This window comes from Yoonia sp. 67-2 (genome assembly GCF_035117555.1).
Lineage (GTDB): Bacteria > Pseudomonadota > Alphaproteobacteria > Rhodobacterales > Rhodobacteraceae > Yoonia.
Genome location: NZ_JAYKPK010000007.1, coordinates 1 through 19,226 on the forward strand (window position 1 = coordinate 1; position 19,226 = coordinate 19,226).

General features: G+C 56.3%; 17 protein-coding genes and 1 tRNA gene. 12 read left to right on the forward strand and 6 right to left on the reverse strand.

Features of this window, described 5'->3' with window-relative positions; translation table 11 throughout:
• The first annotated feature begins 109 nt into the window (after window positions 1-109).
• From VOY09_RS12100 to VOY09_RS12125, 6 genes are all read left to right on the forward strand, one after another.
• On the forward strand, window positions 110-3,784 hold the full coding sequence (locus tag VOY09_RS12100; protein WP_322894343.1) for a type ISP restriction/modification enzyme: 3,675 nt from the start codon (window positions 110-112) through the stop codon (window positions 3,782-3,784).
• Window positions 3,785-3,854: 70 nt separating this feature from the next.
• The gene (locus VOY09_RS12105) at window positions 3,855-5,000 is read left to right on the forward strand and encodes a hypothetical protein (protein ID WP_322894342.1); all 1,146 of its coding nucleotides are present in this window, start codon (window positions 3,855-3,857) and stop codon (window positions 4,998-5,000) included.
• Between the two features lie 300 nt (window positions 5,001-5,300).
• Window positions 5,301-5,663 (forward strand): hypothetical protein, encoded by a 363-nt coding sequence (locus VOY09_RS12110; protein WP_322894341.1) that lies wholly within the window; start codon window positions 5,301-5,303, stop codon window positions 5,661-5,663.
• Complete coding sequence (locus tag VOY09_RS12115; RefSeq protein ID WP_322894340.1) at window positions 5,660-6,151, forward strand: hypothetical protein; 492 nt, start codon at window positions 5,660-5,662, stop codon at window positions 6,149-6,151. The genes VOY09_RS12110 and VOY09_RS12115 overlap by 4 nt, the downstream gene beginning before the upstream one ends.
• Before the next feature lie 148 nt (window positions 6,152-6,299).
• Window positions 6,300-6,935 carry a recombinase family protein gene (locus VOY09_RS12120; protein WP_322894339.1) on the forward strand — a complete coding sequence of 212 codons (636 nt, stop codon included), beginning with the start codon at window positions 6,300-6,302 and terminating at the stop codon, window positions 6,933-6,935.
• 290 nt (window positions 6,936-7,225) lie between these two features.
• Window positions 7,226-7,303: transfer RNA gene (locus VOY09_RS12125), tRNA-Phe, on the forward strand.
• 285 nt (window positions 7,304-7,588) lie between these two features.
• Here VOY09_RS12125 and VOY09_RS12130 read toward each other — a convergent pair.
• The 3 genes from VOY09_RS12130 to VOY09_RS12140 all read right to left on the reverse strand — a co-directional run bounded on the left by VOY09_RS12130 (window position 7,589) and on the right by VOY09_RS12140 (window position 11,555).
• Entirely contained in the window at window positions 7,589-8,782 is a 1,194-nt protein-coding gene (locus VOY09_RS12130; protein WP_322894338.1) for a glycosyltransferase, read from the reverse strand.
• Window positions 8,772-10,163 (reverse strand): hypothetical protein, encoded by a 1,392-nt coding sequence (locus VOY09_RS12135; protein ID WP_322894337.1) that lies wholly within the window; start codon window positions 10,161-10,163, stop codon window positions 8,772-8,774. The genes VOY09_RS12130 and VOY09_RS12135 overlap by 11 nt, the downstream gene beginning before the upstream one ends.
• A gap of 273 nt (window positions 10,164-10,436) precedes the next feature.
• Entirely contained in the window at window positions 10,437-11,555 is a 1,119-nt protein-coding gene (locus VOY09_RS12140; protein WP_322894336.1) for a rhamnan synthesis F family protein, read from the reverse strand.
• Window positions 11,556-11,729: 174 nt separating this feature from the next.
• On the opposite strand from VOY09_RS12140, the gene rfbC reads away from it, so the two are divergent.
• The 4 genes from rfbC to rfbA are packed head-to-tail and all read left to right on the forward strand — an operon-like array spanning window position 11,730 to window position 15,092.
• Window positions 11,730-12,296 carry a dTDP-4-dehydrorhamnose 3,5-epimerase gene (gene rfbC / locus VOY09_RS12145; protein WP_322894335.1) on the forward strand — a complete coding sequence of 189 codons (567 nt, stop codon included), beginning with the start codon at window positions 11,730-11,732 and terminating at the stop codon, window positions 12,294-12,296.
• A gap of 3 nt (window positions 12,297-12,299) precedes the next feature.
• Entirely contained in the window at window positions 12,300-13,349 is a 1,050-nt protein-coding gene (gene rfbB, locus VOY09_RS12150) for a dTDP-glucose 4,6-dehydratase (protein ID WP_322894334.1), read from the forward strand.
• Window positions 13,346-14,209, forward strand: coding sequence for a dTDP-4-dehydrorhamnose reductase (gene rfbD / locus VOY09_RS12155; RefSeq protein ID WP_322894333.1), 864 nt, complete (start codon window positions 13,346-13,348; stop codon window positions 14,207-14,209). Before rfbB ends, rfbD begins: the two co-directional genes overlap by 4 nt.
• Before the next feature lies 1 nt (window position 14,210).
• Window positions 14,211-15,092 carry a glucose-1-phosphate thymidylyltransferase RfbA gene (gene rfbA, locus VOY09_RS12160; RefSeq protein WP_322894332.1) on the forward strand — a complete coding sequence of 294 codons (882 nt, stop codon included), beginning with the start codon at window positions 14,211-14,213 and terminating at the stop codon, window positions 15,090-15,092.
• 132 nt (window positions 15,093-15,224) lie between these two features.
• Here rfbA and VOY09_RS12165 read toward each other — a convergent pair whose 3' ends face one another.
• The 3 genes from VOY09_RS12165 to VOY09_RS12175 are packed head-to-tail and all read right to left on the reverse strand — an operon-like array spanning window position 15,225 to window position 17,539.
• Window positions 15,225-16,016 carry an ABC transporter permease gene (locus tag VOY09_RS12165; protein ID WP_322894331.1) on the reverse strand — a complete coding sequence of 264 codons (792 nt, stop codon included), beginning with the start codon at window positions 16,014-16,016 and terminating at the stop codon, window positions 15,225-15,227.
• Window positions 16,013-16,765, reverse strand: a complete 753-nt coding sequence (locus VOY09_RS12170) for an ABC transporter permease (protein WP_416236748.1) — start codon at window positions 16,763-16,765, stop codon at window positions 16,013-16,015. Before VOY09_RS12170 ends, VOY09_RS12165 begins: the two co-directional genes overlap by 4 nt.
• 6 nt (window positions 16,766-16,771) lie before the next feature.
• The gene (locus VOY09_RS12175) at window positions 16,772-17,539 is read right to left on the reverse strand and encodes a transporter substrate-binding domain-containing protein (RefSeq protein WP_322894329.1); all 768 of its coding nucleotides are present in this window, start codon (window positions 17,537-17,539) and stop codon (window positions 16,772-16,774) included.
• A gap of 189 nt (window positions 17,540-17,728) precedes the next feature.
• Between VOY09_RS12175 and VOY09_RS12180 the strand changes: the two genes are divergently transcribed.
• Both VOY09_RS12180 and VOY09_RS12185 read left to right on the forward strand, forming a co-directional pair.
• Window positions 17,729-18,598, forward strand: coding sequence for a dimethylarginine dimethylaminohydrolase family protein (locus tag VOY09_RS12180; RefSeq protein WP_322894328.1), 870 nt, complete (start codon window positions 17,729-17,731; stop codon window positions 18,596-18,598).
• Complete coding sequence (locus VOY09_RS12185) at window positions 18,595-19,224, forward strand: TetR/AcrR family transcriptional regulator (RefSeq protein ID WP_322894327.1); 630 nt, start codon at window positions 18,595-18,597, stop codon at window positions 19,222-19,224. The genes VOY09_RS12180 and VOY09_RS12185 overlap by 4 nt, the downstream gene beginning before the upstream one ends.
• Window positions 19,225-19,226 lie beyond the last annotated feature (2 nt).

Below are 19,226 nucleotides of genomic sequence, written 5' to 3' on the forward strand. Positions count from 1 at the left end.
GCATCACACCCGTCATGAAATTGAATATGGCTGCATGAATTCTACGGATGCACCCCGTTAAAAAAGGGGAGATTACCGTGGCTTTGGTTGGGCTGTTCAGAATGACTTGTTGAGCGATTACAAAGTGATCGTGTTGGCCATGGATGAAGGCTTGGTGGCCCGATCCGTGCAGAAGCGGATGGCGGACAGCGATAACACCCTTCAGCTGGATGATGTGACCAAGATTGTGGGCTGCTACAAAGCCCTAACCAAGGCCGATCTAGCCACCGATGTCGGGGCCGACACACAGCCGATGAAAAGGGCACTGGCCTTCTGCCGTGATATCGCATCATCCAAGCTGGTTCAGGATGAATTCGCCGCTGTGGTGGATGAATTCTTGTGTAACGACCCACTGTTGGATGATGCCGATGAAGTAGAAGCCGATCACCTGCGTTGCCAGATTGAGCACGTGGACGGCACTTTCAACGCCAAGACCCGTGGGGAACTGCTGGATTGGTTGAAGGCTGAACCCGATGCCAACACCTGCCGTATCCTGACCAATGCCCGCTGCCTGAGCGAAGGCGTGGACGTGCCTGCCCTTGATGCCATCATGTTCTTGCATCCCCGCAAATCGCAGATCGATGTGGTTCAATCGGTCGGGCGGGTTATGCGTCGGGCACCGGGCAAGCGGATGGGCTATGTGATCCTGCCGGTTGGGGTTCCTGCGGGTGTGCCCCCTGAACAAGCCCTTGCCGACAACGAAAAGTATCGCGTGGTCTGGCAAATCCTGAACGCCCTTCGTGCTCACGATGAACGCTTTGATGCCACCATCAACCAGATTGATCTGGGGCAAGATGTATCTGACCGCATCCAAATCATAGGCGTTTCGGGCAAACCCGAAGACAGTCCCGAATTAAAAGCCGTAACCGCCACTGTAGAAAACCTGCCCAACAAAACCGCTGCAAAACGTGCGGTTAACTACGGGTCGGGTGCTGCGGCTGATGATGATATTGTGCTGGAAGGGCCGATCAGCCATCCAGAACTCCCCGGCTTCGTGGTGGATGAATTTGCCCGTGCCATCAAAGCCAAGATCGTCAAGAAATGCGGCACCCGCGATTATTGGGAGGACTGGGCCAGCAATATTGCGGACATCGCCCAAGCCCACATCACCCGCATCACCGCCATTGTAGAGGCCCCCAACACCCCCGCCCGTGCGGCCTTTGATGCTTTTCTTGAGGAGCTTCGCGATGATCTGAACACCAGCATCACCCCTGAAGATGCCGTGGAAATGCTGGCACAGCACATCATCACGCGACCGGTGTTCGAGGTGCTGTTTGAAGGCCATCAGTTCACGCAGGAAAACCCCGTTTCTAGGGCCATACAGGGCGTGTTGGGTGTTCTGGATGCCCACAACCTGGACAAGGAAAACACCGATCTGGAACGCTTCTACGCAAGCGTGAAGGCACGTGCCATGGGCATCAGCGATCCCAAGGCCAAGCAGGAACTGATCCGCCAGCTCTATGACCGCTTCTTTGCTGTAGCCTTCAAGCGGGTGCAGGCCAAACTGGGCATCGTCTACACCCCTGTGGAAATCGTGGACTTCATCCTGCATTCGGTGAACGACGTGCTGGAAGATGAGTTCGGCCAGACCATCGGTTCCAAGGGCGTGCACATCATTGACCCCTTCACGGGCACCGGCACCTTCATCACCCGACTGCTGCAATCCGGCCTGATCAAACCCGAAGAGCTGGAACACAAGTTCCGCCACGAAATCCACGCCAATGAAATCGTATTGCTGGCCTACTACATCGCCGCCATCAACATTGAAGCCGTGTTCCATGGGCTGCACGGCGGTGACTATGTGCCCTTCGGGGGTATCTGTTTGACCGATACCTTCCAGATGTATGAAAAGGGCGATCTTGTGGCTCAGATCATGCCGGATAACAGCGAACGCCGGAAACGGCAGCGGGAACTGGATATTCAGGTCATCATTGGCAACCCGCCCTATGCCGTATCGCAGCACATCAGCTACCCGGAACTGGATGGCCGGATCGGCGAAACTTATGCCGCCCGTGGATCGGCCACCAACAAGAACGCCCTCTATGACAGCTATATCCGTGCCATCCGCTGGGGCAGTGATCGGTTGGGCGATAGCGGGGTTCTGGCCTATGTGACCAATGGCGGCTGGGTGGATGCCAACACGGCGAATGGGATGCGTAAGTCCTTGGCCGATGAATTCACCAGCATTTATGTGTTCCACCTCCGGGGCAATCAGCGAACCAGCGGCGAAACCTCACGCCGTGAAGGTGGCAAGATTTTCGGCGGTGGCAGTCGTGCCCCCATTGTGATCACACTGTTCATCAAGAACCCCAAGGCCGAACAGCAGGGGCAAATCTTCTTCCACGATATCGGGGATTACCTGTCGCAACAGGACAAGCTGAATATCATCCGCAACTTCAGCAGCATCAGGGGCATCACCGCACGCGATAGCTGGCAAGTGATAGAACCCGATGAGCATGGCGATTGGCTGAAGCAGCGGGACAGCAACTTTGCCGATCACATCTCCATCGGGGACAAGAAGTCTGATACCGGCGTGGTGTTGTTTGAAAACTACTCGGCTGGCCTGAAGACCCAGCGTGACGCGTGGTGCTTCAACTCATCCCGCAACGTGCTGGAAACCAGCATCGACCGCACAGTGGCACACTACAACCGGCAACTGGATGCCTTCCGAGCTGCACGGGCCGCGAACCCTTCCATGGAACCAGATGCTTTTACCAAGGACGCACCGCTGGAGATTTCGTGGACTTCCGCACTGAAAGGGGATTTCGAAAAGGAACGTGAACTTTCTACTGAAGAAGGCACCTACGTTCCGGCCCTGTATCGGCCCTACTTCAAACAGTGGCTTTTCTACAGCAAGCGATTGAACGAACGTCGCTACCAAATCCCCCGCATCTTCCCAGAAGCAGGGGTTGAGAACAGGGTTATCGTGGTGAAGCAGCGGGTTACAGGCGAAACACAGTTCGCCTTGATGGCGGACCACATCATAGAACTGCAAACTGACGGGGGCACGCAATGCTTCCCCCTGAAACTCTACGAACAGGCTGCCCCAGCCGATGAAGGCGATCTGTTTTCGGGCCATGACACAGCCACCGGCTACACCGTGCGGGATGGCATCACCGATGCTGGGCTGGAACATTTCAAAGCCGCTTATCCCGGCGAAACGATCACCAAGGAAGACCTGTTCTACTACGTCTATGGCCTGCTGCATTCCGAAGACTACCGCAGCACCTTTGCCGATAACCTGTCCAAGGAACTGCCCCGCATCCCCACGGTGAAAACCGCTGCCGCTTTCTGGGCCTTCACCGCCGCTGGGCGAAAGCTGGGCGATCTGCACGTGGGCTATGAAGCCGTTGAACCCTATCCTGTGGTGGTTGCCCAAGGTGACCTGCGATTGGCCAGCATCCCCGATCCAGAAGCCTTCTTCCGCGTGACCAAGATGCGGTTCGGCGGCAAGGGCAAAGCCAAGGACCGCAGCACGATCATCTACAACAGCAACATCACGATCACCGACATCCCCGAAGAAGCCTACGACTACGTGGTGAACGGCAAGCCCGCGATTGAATGGGTGATGGAGCGGCAGGCGGAAAAACAAGACCCCACCAGCGGCATCATCAACGATGCCAACCGCTACGCCGTGGAAACCATGGGCGACCCACGCTATCCGTTCGATCTGCTGTGCCGGGTGATCACTGTGAGCTTGGAAACGGTGAAAATCGTGAAAGGACTGCCGAAGTTACTGATCTAGTGCGACTGGCTGACGCTGACTTATGCCACCAAATGTATCCAAAAGATAACTATAGAATGTGCGAACAGTCGTGGTACTTTATCGCTCTAAGGTATCACCTTGCGTTCCTGCATTGCCGTTGAATCAAACGCAGAAACGGCGTGTCGACTATTACAACGCAGGAAAACTTAAAGTGAAAATCCTGTGCTTGCCCAAAATTACATGTCAGTTGACTGTGTGGGCATTGGTACTTCCAAGTGGAGCTTACGCACAGTCTGTTCTGGAGCGTGTGCTCAGCCAGATCGACGGGTCTACGAACCTCGCCCAAGTTAATGGTGTTTACGCCAATATTGCCGAAAGCGTGCTTCTGACTAATCCTGTAGAAAACACTACTCCTCTTGTAATTGCTGATGCAGAGCCATCAGATATATTATTTTTTATCCGTAACAATTATGGGCCAACACGAACTGTGACGGCAGCAGATATCGGAACGACTTTAATTGTACCCTATAGTGCAATCACACTTAATGCTGATGGTAGTGTCTCGACAGTCGATACTGATGGCGATCCCACTGACGTATGGAGCTTTTTTGATCCAAGTGGATCACAACTTCTTTTCGCGATACAGGATGGCAATTCGGCAACTATCGATTTTTCTGAGTATCGAATTTTTGATGATGGAACTGCTAGACGCATAACTACCGTAGCCGCAGCAGCTGCTGCAAACTATGAAGCGGCTGGTTTTAGTCAGACTTTTGAAACATCTGTTTCACAGGAGTTTATATTCACAACCATCGACGGCTCCGTGACGAACATCATCGAAGGCGTGACTGAATCGACGAAAGAAGCGATTGCAGGTGCAGCCACAGCAACTGAGTATTCGATACCTACCATCAATATCGGTGATATCGCTACCACTGCTCTTGGTGCGGTAAACACCGGTGACATAACGGTTGGGGTAAACACGGCAGTTAACGAAGCTTCAAGCTCAGCTAATCGTGCCATAAGTGCAAGCCTGACCGTGGTTGGTGGTTCGGCAGATACGGGCACATTGATGCTGAACGTCGCTCGCAATACTTCTTCGATCCAAGGTAACGTGAACAACACACTTATCGCCGTTAATGGCTCGGTTGGCGATGTCACTACAACAGCACTCGGTGCCGTTAACACTGGCACGATTACAAATGGCGTCGATACTGTTATACAAGGTATCGTTGGGTCAGCAGGGGTTAATTGATCGTCCAATCAATCTGAAACCGTAAACGATCAGCACTCCTTCTTGATGTGCTAGTTTCATGGCCAACTTGGAGACGGTGAAAATCGCGAAAGGGCTATCGAAGCTGGATATCTAAAGTCTGCAAGATCGGCCTTTGCAGATAATGCTGCCCTTAAGATCATGTAGCATCGTGATCAATATTTTGTAGAGTCCATAATGTGCAACACAATACATGCCTGTATTGAAACCTGCCTCGCACGCCAACTAGGCCACGCCGCATGTCGGCGTGGTCCTTTCCGTTTAATCACGAAGGGGACGAAAATGATCCGACGCACACTTGCCACTGCTGCGGCTATCATGATCTATTCTGTTGCACTTGCAGACACGCCTTTCGAAGGGGTTTATCTGCCCCTGAAGGCTGACCCTGCCACATGGGACTGTCAGAACATCGGGTTTGAAGGTGGTGCAGTCGCCATTGAAGGTAACTGGCTGATCGATATCGAAAACGCCTGTGAACTGAACAACCCAACCGATGTTCGCGGTTTGCACGCAATTCTGTATGATGGTCAATGTGCAGCCGAAGGCGAGGAATATGTGGAACGCATCATGCTGATGGAACAAGCCCATGGTGGGGTGTTTGTGATCCGTGATGCATCGGTCGATCTGTGGAAGCCCTGCCGATGATGCTGGTCCGTGCAGGTGTGTTCATCGTCGCCGCTGGGCTTGCCAATGTAGCAGCCGCTTCCTGCACTGATGACCCCTTTCTGACTTGCACGACCGGGGGCAAAACTCTGTCGCTGTGCCTTGGTGAGGGAACGGCCACATACACCTTTCTACAAGCTGGATCACCTGAGTTGGTCCTAGCCCGCCCGATCAGTGAAGTGGACTATGTGGCTTGGAGTGGGTTTGGGCGATATCCGACAAATCAAGTCGTTTTTCGCAACCATTCCTACAACTATGTGATCACCAGCGTCTATGACAGGCACGAAGATGGTGAACGCCCCTATGAAGTCACGATCTTGGTGGAACGCGATGACCGCATTGTCGCTCGCCTATCGTGCCGGGAAACGTTCGAAGATGATCCGCTAACCCCGATCTGGCGAGCCAAGGAAGCTGCGGGCCAGTGTTGGAAGCTTGAAACCCGCGACTGGCATGATGATTGCAAACAGTGATTTCTGCATTGCGGCGACCGTAAGGGTATACCTCAACAAGTTATTGAATTCCTGGCAAAAACCTTATGGCTTTGTTGTCCGTTAGACTTGTTTTGTTTCTACGGACAACTTATTTGTGGACTCCACCTTAACGGACACAGGAGACCGCATGGCACACACGTTTCTTTACGCGAGGGTATCGACCGCCTGCCAAACGCTGGATCATCAGCGGACCCAAGCAGAGCAAGCGGGTTTCAAGATCGATGAAGTAATTGCCGATCACGGCGTGTCAGGCATTAGCACCCGGCTGAAGGATCGTTCTGAAGGCAAGCGGCTCTACGATAAGCTGCGGGCTGGCGACGTGCTGGTAGTTCGTTGGGTGGATAGGCTTGGCCGCAACTACGCCGATGTGACCGAAACCATCCGCGACTTCATGAAACGTGGGGTAATCATTCGTACGGTGATCAACAACATGACATTTGATGGGGCCACCAACGATCCCATGCAGATGGCAGTGCGGGATGCTTTGATCGGGTTCATGGCGGCATCTGCACAGGCTCAGGCTGAAGCCACACGTGAAGCCCAGCGGGCCGGAATCGAACACGCTAAAGCAACTGGGCAGAAGTATCGTGGCCGGAAGCCTAGCTACACCCGCGAGCAGGTGGCAATGGTGCAGGACATGCTGAGCACCTCGCAGAACATTTCAGCCATCGCTGCCGCCACCCACTTGTCGCGTCAAACCGTTCTTCGGATCAAGGCAGACCCGAAGAACGCTATCGCTGTGCTGGAGCGGTGGGCAGCTTGACCTTCGGGTCGGCTGCCAGTTCTTCCGTTCCAACATCAGGATGCATGAAGCAGTGGGGGCATTCATCCCCTATTTCAGCTGCAATTCAAGCAATGGAAGCACTGCGATCACGGCAACAGGTAGAAGCAAGGGGGCTGTGATTTTGTGCATATTCTGTGTTTTTGAACTGGTTTTCGGGTCGATTCCGCCTCCGATGATAGGTCAAGACACATGACAGCCGACAGTCATAAATCACGCTTAAACTATTGTTTTAAATGTATAAATCTTGTTTTTCAGCAACTTGCGAAGCTGACGCAAATCGCGAAGGTTCGTTGCGTAGTGGATTGAAAATCCTCGTGTCGGTGGTTCGATTCCGCCCCTGGGCACCATTACAGACATTAGCCAGAAAATTGATGTTAGTTACCCCATTAGGGAATGCTTTATCAGCATGATCATCGCCGAGCGGTAGCTTACCTCTAATGGTTTTGCCTGATCAGCCGCGCCAGATAGGGTCGCACGCGATGTCGCTGCCCGGACCGTCGATAGTGGCGATAGCGTTTGAGTATAGTAGGGCGGGCTTTGACGCTTACTGTGTTAGAGGTGTCACAGGTGTGACGCGTCCGTCACCTGACGGGTGTATTTCCATGATCAAGACCGGATCATGTCATGAGTGCCTATGATGCAGAGACGCGGAGCAAGGCATTGTAAATCGCATCGTCATTCCGGTTCCAACCATATCTGGCGACAACACGTTCTGCTGTTTTTAGCGCTCTTTGCCCGTATGCATCTGAATCACGCACCAAGGCAACGGCATGCTTCAAGCCATCATACCATTGACCATTGTTAACGACCATGCCGTCGTCAGGATGATCAACCGCGCGTTCAAAGGTATAGCTTTTCGATACAACGCTATAGGTACCGACGACAGCCGCCTCAAAAAACTTCAGTTCGCTTTTACAATGCGTGAAATCGTTAAGCTGCAGCGGGGCAATGTTGATGTCAACCTCGGCAATTCTTGCCTGTAGGTTCACCCAATCGTGAAACGGGATTACATCAACACGGTTTCCGAAACGCGCCAGAGCGACATGGCTTTCCATATAGCCCGCGATACGGACGCCGATAGAGTCATCCTCGTCCATCAGGTGGATCAATGAGTCAAGAGCAATGCGGAAGTCTTTGTTATGTGTAGGCGACCCGCTGAAATACCCGATGGTGACGCGACCGTCACCACGAAACCCTCTGGCCGCTTTCGCCTCCAGCAGGTGTTGCGAAATATTTTGTTGACGGCGGTTCAGGAAATTGGGGATGACCGAAACCGGACCTCGACACACATTCGCTAGTTTTTCGGCCAAGAACGCATTTGTTGTGATGCCGCCGTCGCATTGCAGCGCCGTCGCGTTCAGGCGTCCGACATAGGCAAACCACCCGTCAAGATGTGGTTCAAGTTCAAAGTTCTGATCATTATTGACAGACACAGTCTGCGCATAGCGCGGATCAAACACCAGATCATCACAATCAAGCAACACCCGGACGCCGTTAAGCTGTGCCGCTGCAATAAGATCGGAAACGGCACGCGTAATTCTGACCCGGGCCAGAACCAAAGTCGTTATGCGATGCAGGCAGGCACGCAAGCTATCGATTTCGCGCGCCGAAAACCAGCTTGCGCTGACTCTGTCATCACCGGCAGCGCGAAGGGCCTCCATGATGTTATAGACCCGATAGCGAAAAGTACTGCTGTCCGGCCATTCGTAAATATAGGCAACCTTTTCACCTTCCCCTGCAAGCAACTCGCAAAGCCGCTGTGGCAAGGTTTCGTTTTCCCATGGAGTCTCAAATAAAACCGGTTCGGCAAGAAGATCATGAAACATGTAAGTGCCGTCCGTCCGTCAGGTCCGCAAGCTGCACAATGACGTCTTCGAGCGCCGCTTCCCAGTCGCGGTTGATATGGTCGCCAGCCATATTCACGGCACAGGTCTGCGGATCAGTCGCAAGCGCCAAAAGCTGCCGCAATCCGTCAAGCATTGCAGGCATAGTTAGATCCGTGCACAGGATGTTTTTGGAATAGCTGGACAGGTCCGACTTTACGCCAAAACGATTCGTCAAGACCGGTACTCCAATCGCCGCAAGGTCAAGCGGTGGATACGAGGGATGTGGCGTATACATAAAACTTAATCCCGCATCCATGGTCTGTAAGAACGTAATATAATCGTTCCATGCCATCGGATCGTGGAAACGGACGACAAGGCCGCCATCAAATACGCGCTTTTCAAGTCCCCGACCGACAAGATGCAATTCCCAGTCTTTGGGATTAAGCACTCCTTCAATGATGGCCTGATTGATCAGTTGCAAACAGGTCGCATATAGATTTCGGTCGTTGTGCGGGCGAGCATAGACGAACATCTTGCGCTTTCCCGTATGAACTGCGCTGGACTTTTTTAGTGGATAGACAAAGGCTGGTTCAAAGCTGACACTGCGTGACGCCAGGCCGGGGACAGCATCATGCCCCTCGGTCATATGACGATGCAGCAATCCCGTATTGACGATCACCTTTGCAAATGGTTCGGCTAAGGCATTGCTGCAATTCAGATGGTCATCGCCATATGGATAGAACATGCGTTCATCTTCCTGAAGAAGATATACAATACGATCAGAAGGTACTGTGTTCAGCAGGCTGCGCGCTGTCCACCATGATGTCGCAAGGAACATGTCGTTTGAAGAGACAGCAATCTCGTCACTGTTGAAATGTGGCGCGTGGACAAATGCGACCGGACCGTCAAAGTGCAGCCCATTTGCCGACAACACCGTCGACACTGCTTTTGTAGATGGAGGTTCGCCCCGGGTGATGATGCGCAGCTCTGCGTCTGTCCGCTTTGCCCATAGCGCAGCAAGAATTATTGCGGTTCCAACACCACCAAACAGGCTTGATGCGCCAATACTGTCCGTAACAAGGTTTATCCGGTTTGTTGCAGCGGTATCTTTGAAAACCGTCAATGGCCGCAAGGCCGAGAAGCGTTCATCAAGCCAGTCCTGCACATGCATGTCGACCGCAACCTGGCGCGTCGTGCCCGCAAGTGAATTGCCCTTGTTCAGCAGGACCGCGTATCGCGGTCTTGGCAAACCGTTCTTTTTAAATACAACCCTGCGAAAAGCGGGGCGGACTCTCCCCGCCCTGTCCACCAACAATGCGATCAACCAGCGGCGCGGGCGCCCACTTTTGTGAAAACCGATTCGTTGTGCAATTTTATTCATCGGCAAATCTTTATCTGGACTACTTCGGATGGTGAGTTTGACGTCGATGGTCTGCCACAAACATAAATTTGAACTGCCTGTTCTTTCTGGCTGACGCAACCAGAAATTTAATACTCATGCGCTAAAATCGCCCTTATTTCATTAACACTAGGCGGACGATTGCGCCAATGTTGAAGCTCACTTTACAAGCGAGCACAAAGACCACCTAGCGCCCGCGACATGCTTCTCTCGACGCCATGAAACGCGGTGTTCCATCCTACACACTTCAAAAAGTCAGTTTTTCGCCCGCTCAATCTCCGACAGAATCACAGCCGAAGGTGGTGCGATCAGGCCCGCGTTGACAGCGTTCAAATATGACCTGCGGGCAGCCCGAAAGATCGGCTCATTGCTTTTCTTGACGAATGACGTCCCGAAAATCTTGGCACTCGCCAACGGATAGGCCGCATTGAACCGGCGACGATTGACCCAGCGGCGGATATGGTCAAGCACCGCTGCGCGCCATTCCGGCTGGTCGGGGGCGCGAGCCAGAAGATCGCCAGCCTCTGCCTCGAATGTCGCGTCATCATAGGAAGCGTACGCCAGAACCTGCTGCAACTCTGTCGCGTCGAACCTCGCCAGTTGCGTCAGAAAAGCGTCGCGGCTGGTCAGCGCCGCCAGATGATAGCCCGCATCCGCCATGGCCCGCGAAAAACCGATCTCACCATGTCTGATGGTTTTCGGTTTGATATCCGTCATCGGATAATTGTGCCAGAATTGTTCAAATACCGCAGAACGCCAAAGCTGGCCGGACACAACCAGAAAGTAGCTTTCGATATGCATCCTGCTGGTCTGTGTGCCGCCTCTGGTGTCGTGTTTGACCTTTTCATCCTGCAGCAACCCGAACAGGTCAGCTTGCTGCGCCTTCACCCGATTCAAAAGTGCCGGGGTCAGGTCGGACCAGAAACTGTCATTCATCAAGATCACCTGGTCAGGGCTGATCCCGGCCTGTCTGATCAACCGCATGCCATCGCGATAAGCACCAAAATCATAGCCAAAATTGGGCCTGCTGACCACGCGCCAGCATGATTTTGCCAGACGGGCGGTGTCACTGTCACTTAACGGCGCATTCGACATGACCAGCGGGCTATAGCCGCCGTGCCGCAGGTTTTCGCAGGTTTCAAAGGTCGAGGCCGCAAGGCCCTTTGGTTGAAACACCACGACAACGGCAAGCCGGCCGCCTGCGGCCACATCCCCCGCGGTGATCCGCAGATTTCCCGGAAAAGCCGCATCATGGGCGCGGCGCAATTGCGGTTCACGGAACCGCCGTGGCAGCGTTGCAATCGTACGAGGCAGACCGATGAGTTGATCCGTCAGGCGCTTCAGCTCGCGCTTGAGCTTCCAGATAGGTATCACTTTGGCCTCTTTTACTGCTGCTTGCGTCGTGGGGCTGTCCTACCTAGGGTGCAATCTGAACGCAATTAAATGCAGCATCCGTCCTCCTTGGGTGGTTTGCAAAGCACTGAAAACGGGTTACTGGCGGGAAAACGGGCGCGGATGGTGCCGCTCTGAGCGACGAAGGATGACAGCTTGCAAGTCGAAACGACAAAATTGCGCGATGTTCTGATTCTGACACCCGCGCGCTTTGGCGATACACGCGGGTTCTTTTCGGAAAGCTGGAACCGCAAAACACTGGCCGATGCCGGCGTCACGCTTGATTTTGTGCAGGATAATCATTCGCTTTCAGCCCGCGTCGGCACGGTACGCGGGCTGCATTTCCAGTCACCGCCTCATGCGCAGGCCAAGCTGGTGCGCTGCGGCAAGGGGCGGCTTTTCGATGTCGCCGTCGATATCCGGCGCGGGTCACCGACCTATGGGCAATGGATCGGTGAGGAATTGTCCTTCGAGAATGGCCGCCAATTGCTGATCCCCGCCGGGTTCCTGCATGGTTTCATCACCCGCGAGCCCGATACCGAGATCATTTATAAATGCACTGACTATTACGCCCCCGCCTGTGACGGGGCGATCCGGTTCGATGACCCTGACATCGGTATCGACTGGGGGCTGCCGGACGGCGTTGCGCCGCTGTTGTCAGACAAGGATGCGCAGGCCCCTTTGCTGCGCGACTTTGATACACCTTTCACTTATACGGAATAAACTATGAAACTTTTGGTGACGGGCGGCGCGGGTTTTATCGGATCAGCGGTAGTGCGCCTTGCCATGGCGCGCGGCCATAGCGTTGTGAATGTCGATGCGCTGACCTATGCCGCCTGTCTGGACAACGTGGCAAGCGTGGCTGACAGTCCCGATTATGCCTTCGAGCAGGCCGATATCCGGGACCGTCCGGCCTTGGACCGTATCTTTGCCAGCCATCAGCCTGATGCCGTCATGCATCTGGCTGCGGAAAGCCATGTGGACCGGTCCATTGATGCGCCGGGTGATTTCATCGCGACCAATATGACCGGCACCTATAACATGCTGGAGGCCGCACGGCTTTACTGGACAAGACAGGGCAAACCCGGGCAGTTCCGCTTTCACCATATTTCCACCGATGAGGTATTCGGGTCGCTGCCCGCTGACCCTGCGATCAAATTCACGGAAACCACCCCCTATGATCCCCGCTCGCCCTATTCGGCGTCCAAAGCGGCAAGCGACCATCTGGTCCGCGCCTGGCATGAAACCTATGGGCTGCCGGTCGTTCTGACCAATTGTTCCAACAATTACGGCCCCTATCATTTCCCAGAAAAGCTGGTGCCGGTGATCATTCTCAATGCGATCGCAGGCAAGCCACTGCCGATCTATGGCGATGGCGGCAATATCCGCGACTGGCTTTATGTCGAAGACCATGCCGATGCCTTGCTTCTGGTGCTGGACAAAGGGACTTTGGGCCGCAGCTACAATATCGGCGGCGAGAATGAGCGCAGCAATCTGGAACTGGTCCACACGCTTTGCGCCATTCTGGACGATCTGCGCCCGAAAGCTGCCGGATCTTATGCTGATCAGATCACCTTTGTCGCCGACCGTCCTGGCCATGACGCGCGCTATGCGATCGACCCGACCCGCATCCGCGACGAGCTGGGCTGGCGGCCATCCGTCACCGTCGAAGAAGGTCTGCGCCGCACCGTGCAATGGTATCTCGACAATGCGGATTGGTGGCAACCCTTGCAAGCCCGTGCCGGTGTCGGCCAGCGTCTGGGGACCAAAGCATGATCCGGGTTCTTGTCTTTGGCCAGACCGGGCAGGTCGCGACGGAACTTGCACGTCAGGCAGGGGATGATATCACACTCACCTGTCTTGATCGCGAACAGGCCGATCTGACCGATCCTGACGCCTGTGCCGCGCAGATTGCGGCAACGGATGCGGATGTCGTGATCAATGCAGCCGCCTTCACGGCGGTTGACCGGGCCGAGACTGAACCCGATCTTGCCGCAGTGATCAATGGCGCGGCACCCGGCGCTATGGCTACGGCCTGTGCCGCACGTGGCCTGCCATTCCTGCATGTCTCGACCGATTATGTCTTTGACGGCAGCGGCACGCGGCCTTGGCAGCCGGATGATGCGACCGGTCCGCTTGGCGCTTATGGGCGTACCAAACTGGCGGGCGAACAGGCGGTGCGTGCCGCCGGGGGCGCGCATGTCATCCTGCGCACATCCTGGGTGTTTTCATCGCATGGCAGCAATTTCGTGAAGACCATGCTGCGTCTGGGTGCCACACGCGACAGCCTGACTGTTGTGGCCGATCAGATCGGCGGGCCAACCGCCGCTGCCGACATTGCCGCCGCCTTGCTGGTGATCACACGGGCGCATCATGCAGGCAAAGGCCAGACCGGCACCTATCATTTCAGCGGCGCGCCCGATGTCAGCTGGGCCGATTTCGCGCGCGAGATTTTTGCGCAAAGCGGCCTTGCCTGCAAGGTCACGGATATCCCCACCAGCGCCTATCCCACCCCCGCAGCGCGGCCTGCCAATTCGCGGATGGATTGCACGGCTTTGCTGCGTGACTATGGCATCGACCGACCCGATTGGCGCAAAAGCCTCGGGTCTGTTCTGCAAGATTTGAAGGAGACGTGACGTGACCAATCGCAAAGGGATCATTCTGGCCGGTGGATCAGGCACACGGCTTTACCCGATCACCATGGGCCTGTCGAAACAGCTTTTGCCAGTTTATGACAAGCCGATGATCTATTACCCGCTCAGCGTGCTGATGCTGGCAGGCATCCGCGAGATTGCGATCATCACCACCCCCGAAGATCAGGACCAGTTCAAGCGCCTGCTGGGCGATGGCAGTCATTGGGGTGCCGCCTTTACCTATATCGCGCAACCGCGCCCCGAAGGTCTGGCACAAGCCTATATTCTGGCCGAGGATTTTCTGGCCGGTGCGCCATCGGCCATGGTGCTGGGCGATAACATCTTTTTCGGTCACGGCCTTGTCGACCTGATGCTGGAAGCCGCTGAAAAGCCCGATGGCGGCACGGTCTTTGGCTATCAGGTCAGTGATCCCGAACGCTATGGTGTCGTCAGTTTCGATGATGGCGGCAAAGTCGTGTCGATCATCGAAAAACCGGCCAAGCCTGCGTCGAATTTCGCAGTGACAGGGCTTTATTTCCTTGATGGGACCGCCCCCGAAAAGGCGCGCAGCGTACAGCCGTCCGCGCGGGGCGAGCTGGAAATCACGACGCTGCTCGAACTCTACCTTGCCGAAGGATCGCTGTCGGTCAAACAGATGGGGCGCGGCTATGCCTGGCTTGATACCGGCACCCATGGCAGTTTGCTGGATGCGGGTAATTTCGTGCGGACCCTGGAAAAACGCCAGGGCATGCAGGTCGGCTGCCCCGAAGAAATCGCTTTTGCACAGGGCTGGATCAACCATGCGGAACTGACCGCGCTGGCAGATAAATTCGCCAAGAACGATTATGGCACATATCTGCGCAACATTGCCAACGGGCGCGTCTAGGTGGGGGGTAAAGCGGCCTGATCATCGCCACAGCTCTCTGGCGCGGTCCCGATTGCCAATTGGCAACTTGGCTATAAAGCCATTTAAATCAATGCACTACAGCAATTCGTGTTTCATTGGATGCGGCAGGCGCTAGCCTACCATGCCCCGATTGAAACGGTGTTCCAGCAGCTTGAACATCAGCGCCAATAGCCCCGCGATCATCATATAGATCACGGCAAGCAAGAGCAGCGGTTCATAGATGATGAACGTATCCTGCCGGACCCGGCTTGCGACGGCGTAAATGTCGACCACCGTGATCGTCGCGACCAATGGCGTGGCCTTGAGTTGCAGCACCGTTTCACCGCCCAAGGTCGGCAGCGCCCGTTGCAACGCCTGTGGGAACCAGATCCGGCGGAAAATCGCGAAACGGCCCATCCCCATGGATCGCGCCGCCTCCAGCTGGCCGCCGGGGACGGATTTGAAGGCACCGCGCATCACCTCACCCTCATAGCCCGCAAAGCTCAGCGATAAGGCTAACAATGCATAGGGCCATGCTTGCCGCAGATAGGGCCAAAGCTCGCTTTCCCTGACCCAGGGAAATTGCGGGAACAGGCTGCCCACGCCGTAATAGATCAGCCAAAGTTGCAGCAGGATCGGTGTGCCCCGGATCACCGTGCAGAAGGCGCGCGCCGGTGCGGCAAGGATGCGCGGCCCTGCGGCCTGCGCCAGCCCCAAAGGCACAGCCAGCATAAAGCCAAACAGACAGCTCAGCGCCAGCAGCCAGATCGTGCGCCACAATCCCTGCAACGCCAGATCGTAATAGCGTGGTATCCAGTCCCAGCGCATCGCCATCGCGGCCCAGACCACCAGACCGATGGCAACCGCGATCATCACCAGCCGGTGCGGGACCAAGATTTCCTGCGCAAGCCTTGCCCGTGTCATTGCCGCACCTGCCCCCGGCGATAGCGTGCTTCGATCCAGCCAAAGATACGACCCGACAGCAGCGTCATCATCAGATAAAGCGCTCCCGCTGCAAGGAAAAATGTGAAATAGGCGCGGGTAGACCCCGCAGCCTGCCTTGTCTCCAGCGTCAGTTCGGCAAAGCCAACAATAGCCAGCAAAGCCGTATCCTTCGTCGCGATCAGCCAGAGGTTGGACAGGCCCGGCAAGGCCAAGGGCAGCATCGCCGGGAATGTCACGCGCCGGAGCGTCTGCACAGACCCCATGCCATAGGCGCGTGCCGCCTCATGCTGGCCGCGTGGCACGGATTGGATGGCACCGCGTAACACTTCCGTCGCATAGGCGCCCTGCACGATGCCCAGCACCGCAATGCCCGCCACCACGCCAGAGATTTCGACAGGCCGCTGGCCCATCGCCTGCAAGGCTTGGTTCAGGATATCTGTCCCCGCATAATACAGTATCAGGATCAGGATCAGTTCCGGCACCGCCCGCACGACGACCGTGTAGACCGACAGCAGATCGCGGGTCACCGGCCCGCCATGCAGCTTGCCCAGCGCGCCGAACGTGCCGATCACCAGCCCCAGCGCAAAGGCCCCCAGCGCGATCTGTAAACTGGCCCAAGCGCCGCGCAACAGATTACCCCCCCAGCCCGGCGGCTCAAGGGCTAGCAGGCTGACCGAGGCCTCAAGCCCCGGCCACAATGCATAGAGCCAGTCCAACACGCCCGTCAGCCGGGCTTAATTGCCATAGATCGAGGTGGCGAAATAACGCGCCGTGATCTCGTCATAGGTGCCGTCCTCAAGGATCGTGGCGATCCCTGCGTTGATCGCCTCGCGAAGCTCATCATCGCCTTGGCGCAGACCGGCACCGACACCGGCCCCAAGGATATCCTCGTCAGCGGCAACGGCACCTTTCACCTCGCAGCAGGCACCGGCATCACTGGCAAGGAAATCATCCATCGCCAGACTGTCGGCCTGTGTCGCGTCGATCCGGCCTGCGGCAAGATCCTGATTGGCCTCATCCTGCGTCTGATAGGGGCGCAATTCGGTCTCTGCCTCGAAATAGGTCTGGGCATAAGTTTGGTGGATGGTCGAAACCTGCACACCCAGCACTTTTCCGGCCAGCGATTCAGGGCTGGCGTCCATGTCGATATCACGCTGGCCGACGATCACGGTGGGGGTGTTGTAATAAGGGTCCGAGAAATCGATTGTCTCCAATCGGTCTGCCGTGATCGACATCGACGCCATAATCGCATCGATCCGGTTGGACAGCAGCGCCGGAATGATCCCATCCCAGGCAGTGGGGGTCAGCACGCAGTCCAGCTCTGCCGCGGTGCAGATGGCGTCTATCACTTCAATCTCCCATCCGACCCAATTGCCTGCGGCATCGGGCGAGGCGAAAGGCGGATAAGGTTCAGCGGCGATCCCGATGCGGACGTCCTGCGCCTGCGCCATACCGGCGACAGCGATGAAGGCAGTCGTTGCCATAAGGGTCAGTTTTTTCATTGTTTTCTCTCCTTGTTGTTGAACATGCGGGTGCTGACTGCACCTCTTGATGGTCGCGCAGCGCCGGTTTTGCGCTGCATTTGCGAAGGCTGCGCCGCCCGAAATGGCATCGCAATCGAAATGTGATTGTATCTGGTCAAAATCCGCGCAATTATTCAAGTGTATAATTTCAGCAGAAGTGAATCCGCTATGCGCTATGGTGCCGAAGACCGATCAAAACCCCTGTCCGCCGTGATCATGCGCGCGCCCGGTGCCGCCATGGCCAAGGCCGACCCAAAAGACTGGCATTACGGGCCGGGGTTTGACCCTGCGCGCGCGGAAATCCAGCATGCCGAACTGGCCCGGATTGTCACCGCCAACGGGGCAGAGATTCACTGGATGCCATCGGATGATGACGGTCTGTCCGATGCTGTTTTCGTGCAGGACCCGTCCTTTGTCACCCGCCACGGTGCCGTGATCCTGAACATGGGCAAAGCTTTGCGTCGGGCTGAACCTGACATGCATGAAGCCTTTTACACGTCCATTGGTGTCCCAGTCATCGGTCGCCTGACAGGCGATGCGACCGTGGAATCGGGTGATTGCTTCTGGCTTGACCCACAGACCCTCGCCGTGGGGCGCGGCGTGCGGACTAATCAGGCAGGGATCGCGGCGCTGGCCGATATCTTGCGCCCTTACGACATCACGGTGCAGGCCTATGACCTGCCCTATTGGACCGGCCCCGCTGCCTGCCTGCATCTGATGTCGCTTGTCTCCCCCCTCGGCCCCGATATCGCGCTGATCCATGCGCCACTGCTGCCCTATGCGCTTTGGACGGACATGGAGGCGCGGGGCTGGACCCTGATCCATGCGCCGGAAGATGAATTCATCGCCTCAGGCGGGTTGAACCTGAACGTCCTGACCCTGCGCCCGCGCGATGTGGTGATGGTCGATGGTTTCCCCAAGACCCGCGCCCTGATGGAAGACGCAGGATGCAATGTGCAGGTCTTTGCCGGTGACGCGCTGTGCATCGCCTGCGAAGGCGGGCCAACCTGCCTGACCCGCCCGGTACTGCGCGGATGACAACCCGCCGCACCTTCAAACGCGAAGGCGAAGAGGCGCGGCGCGCAGCGCTGATCGACGCCACGCTGGACTGCATCGCCGCAGGTGGGCCGCAGGCCGCGACAGTGCGCGCCATCGCCGTCAAGGCAGGCGTGACGCCGGGACTGATCAAACATTATTTCGACAGCAAAGAAGACCTCGTTGCCGCCGCCCACGAAACCCTGATGACGCGCCTGACCGAGGCGAGTGCCGCCTCGCTTGACGATCTGCCGGCTGATCCTTTGGCGCGGTTGGCAGGGTTCATTGCCAATGCCGTGACCCCCCCTGTCGTCGATCCGCGCGCCATGGCGCTTTGGGCGGCATCGATGCAACTGGTCCCGCGTGACGCTGCGATGCGCGCGGTGCATGAACGCACCTATCTGGCCTTCCGCAACCGGCTGGAGGCGATGATCACCGATGCGCTGCGCGAGACCGGCAAACCCTGCGGTAAGGCGACTACCCGCAGCCTCGCCATCGCGGGCAATGCGCTGCTGGACGGGCTTTGGATCGAAGCCTCCGTCCTGCCCGACCAATTTGCGACCGGCGAGATGCGCAGCCTTGCGATCCGCGCCTTTGGCCGCCTTCTCGACCTCAACCTACCGGAGTAAGT

Coding starts and splice junctions, on each gene's coding strand:
- rfbD (WP_322894333.1), top strand. CDS start 13,346: ATGATCCGGGTTCTTGTCTTTGGCCAGACCGGGCAGGTCGCGACGGAA.
- VOY09_RS12185 (WP_322894327.1), top strand. CDS start 18,595: ATGACAACCCGCCGCACCTTCAAACGCGAAGGCGAAGAGGCGCGGCGC.
- VOY09_RS12165 (WP_322894331.1), bottom strand. CDS start 16,016: ATGACACGGGCAAGGCTTGCGCAGGAAATCTTGGTCCCGCACCGGCTG.
- VOY09_RS12180 (WP_322894328.1), top strand. CDS start 17,729: ATGCGCTATGGTGCCGAAGACCGATCAAAACCCCTGTCCGCCGTGATC.
- VOY09_RS12175 (WP_322894329.1), bottom strand. CDS start 17,539: ATGAAAAAACTGACCCTTATGGCAACGACTGCCTTCATCGCTGTCGCC.
- VOY09_RS12130 (WP_322894338.1), bottom strand. CDS start 8,782: ATGTTTCATGATCTTCTTGCCGAACCGGTTTTATTTGAGACTCCATGG.
- rfbB (WP_322894334.1), top strand. CDS start 12,300: ATGAAACTTTTGGTGACGGGCGGCGCGGGTTTTATCGGATCAGCGGTA.
- VOY09_RS12115 (WP_322894340.1), top strand. CDS start 5,660: ATGATGCTGGTCCGTGCAGGTGTGTTCATCGTCGCCGCTGGGCTTGCC.
- VOY09_RS12110 (WP_322894341.1), top strand. CDS start 5,301: ATGATCCGACGCACACTTGCCACTGCTGCGGCTATCATGATCTATTCT.
- VOY09_RS12135 (WP_322894337.1), bottom strand. CDS start 10,163: ATGAATAAAATTGCACAACGAATCGGTTTTCACAAAAGTGGGCGCCCG.
- VOY09_RS12120 (WP_322894339.1), top strand. CDS start 6,300: ATGGCACACACGTTTCTTTACGCGAGGGTATCGACCGCCTGCCAAACG.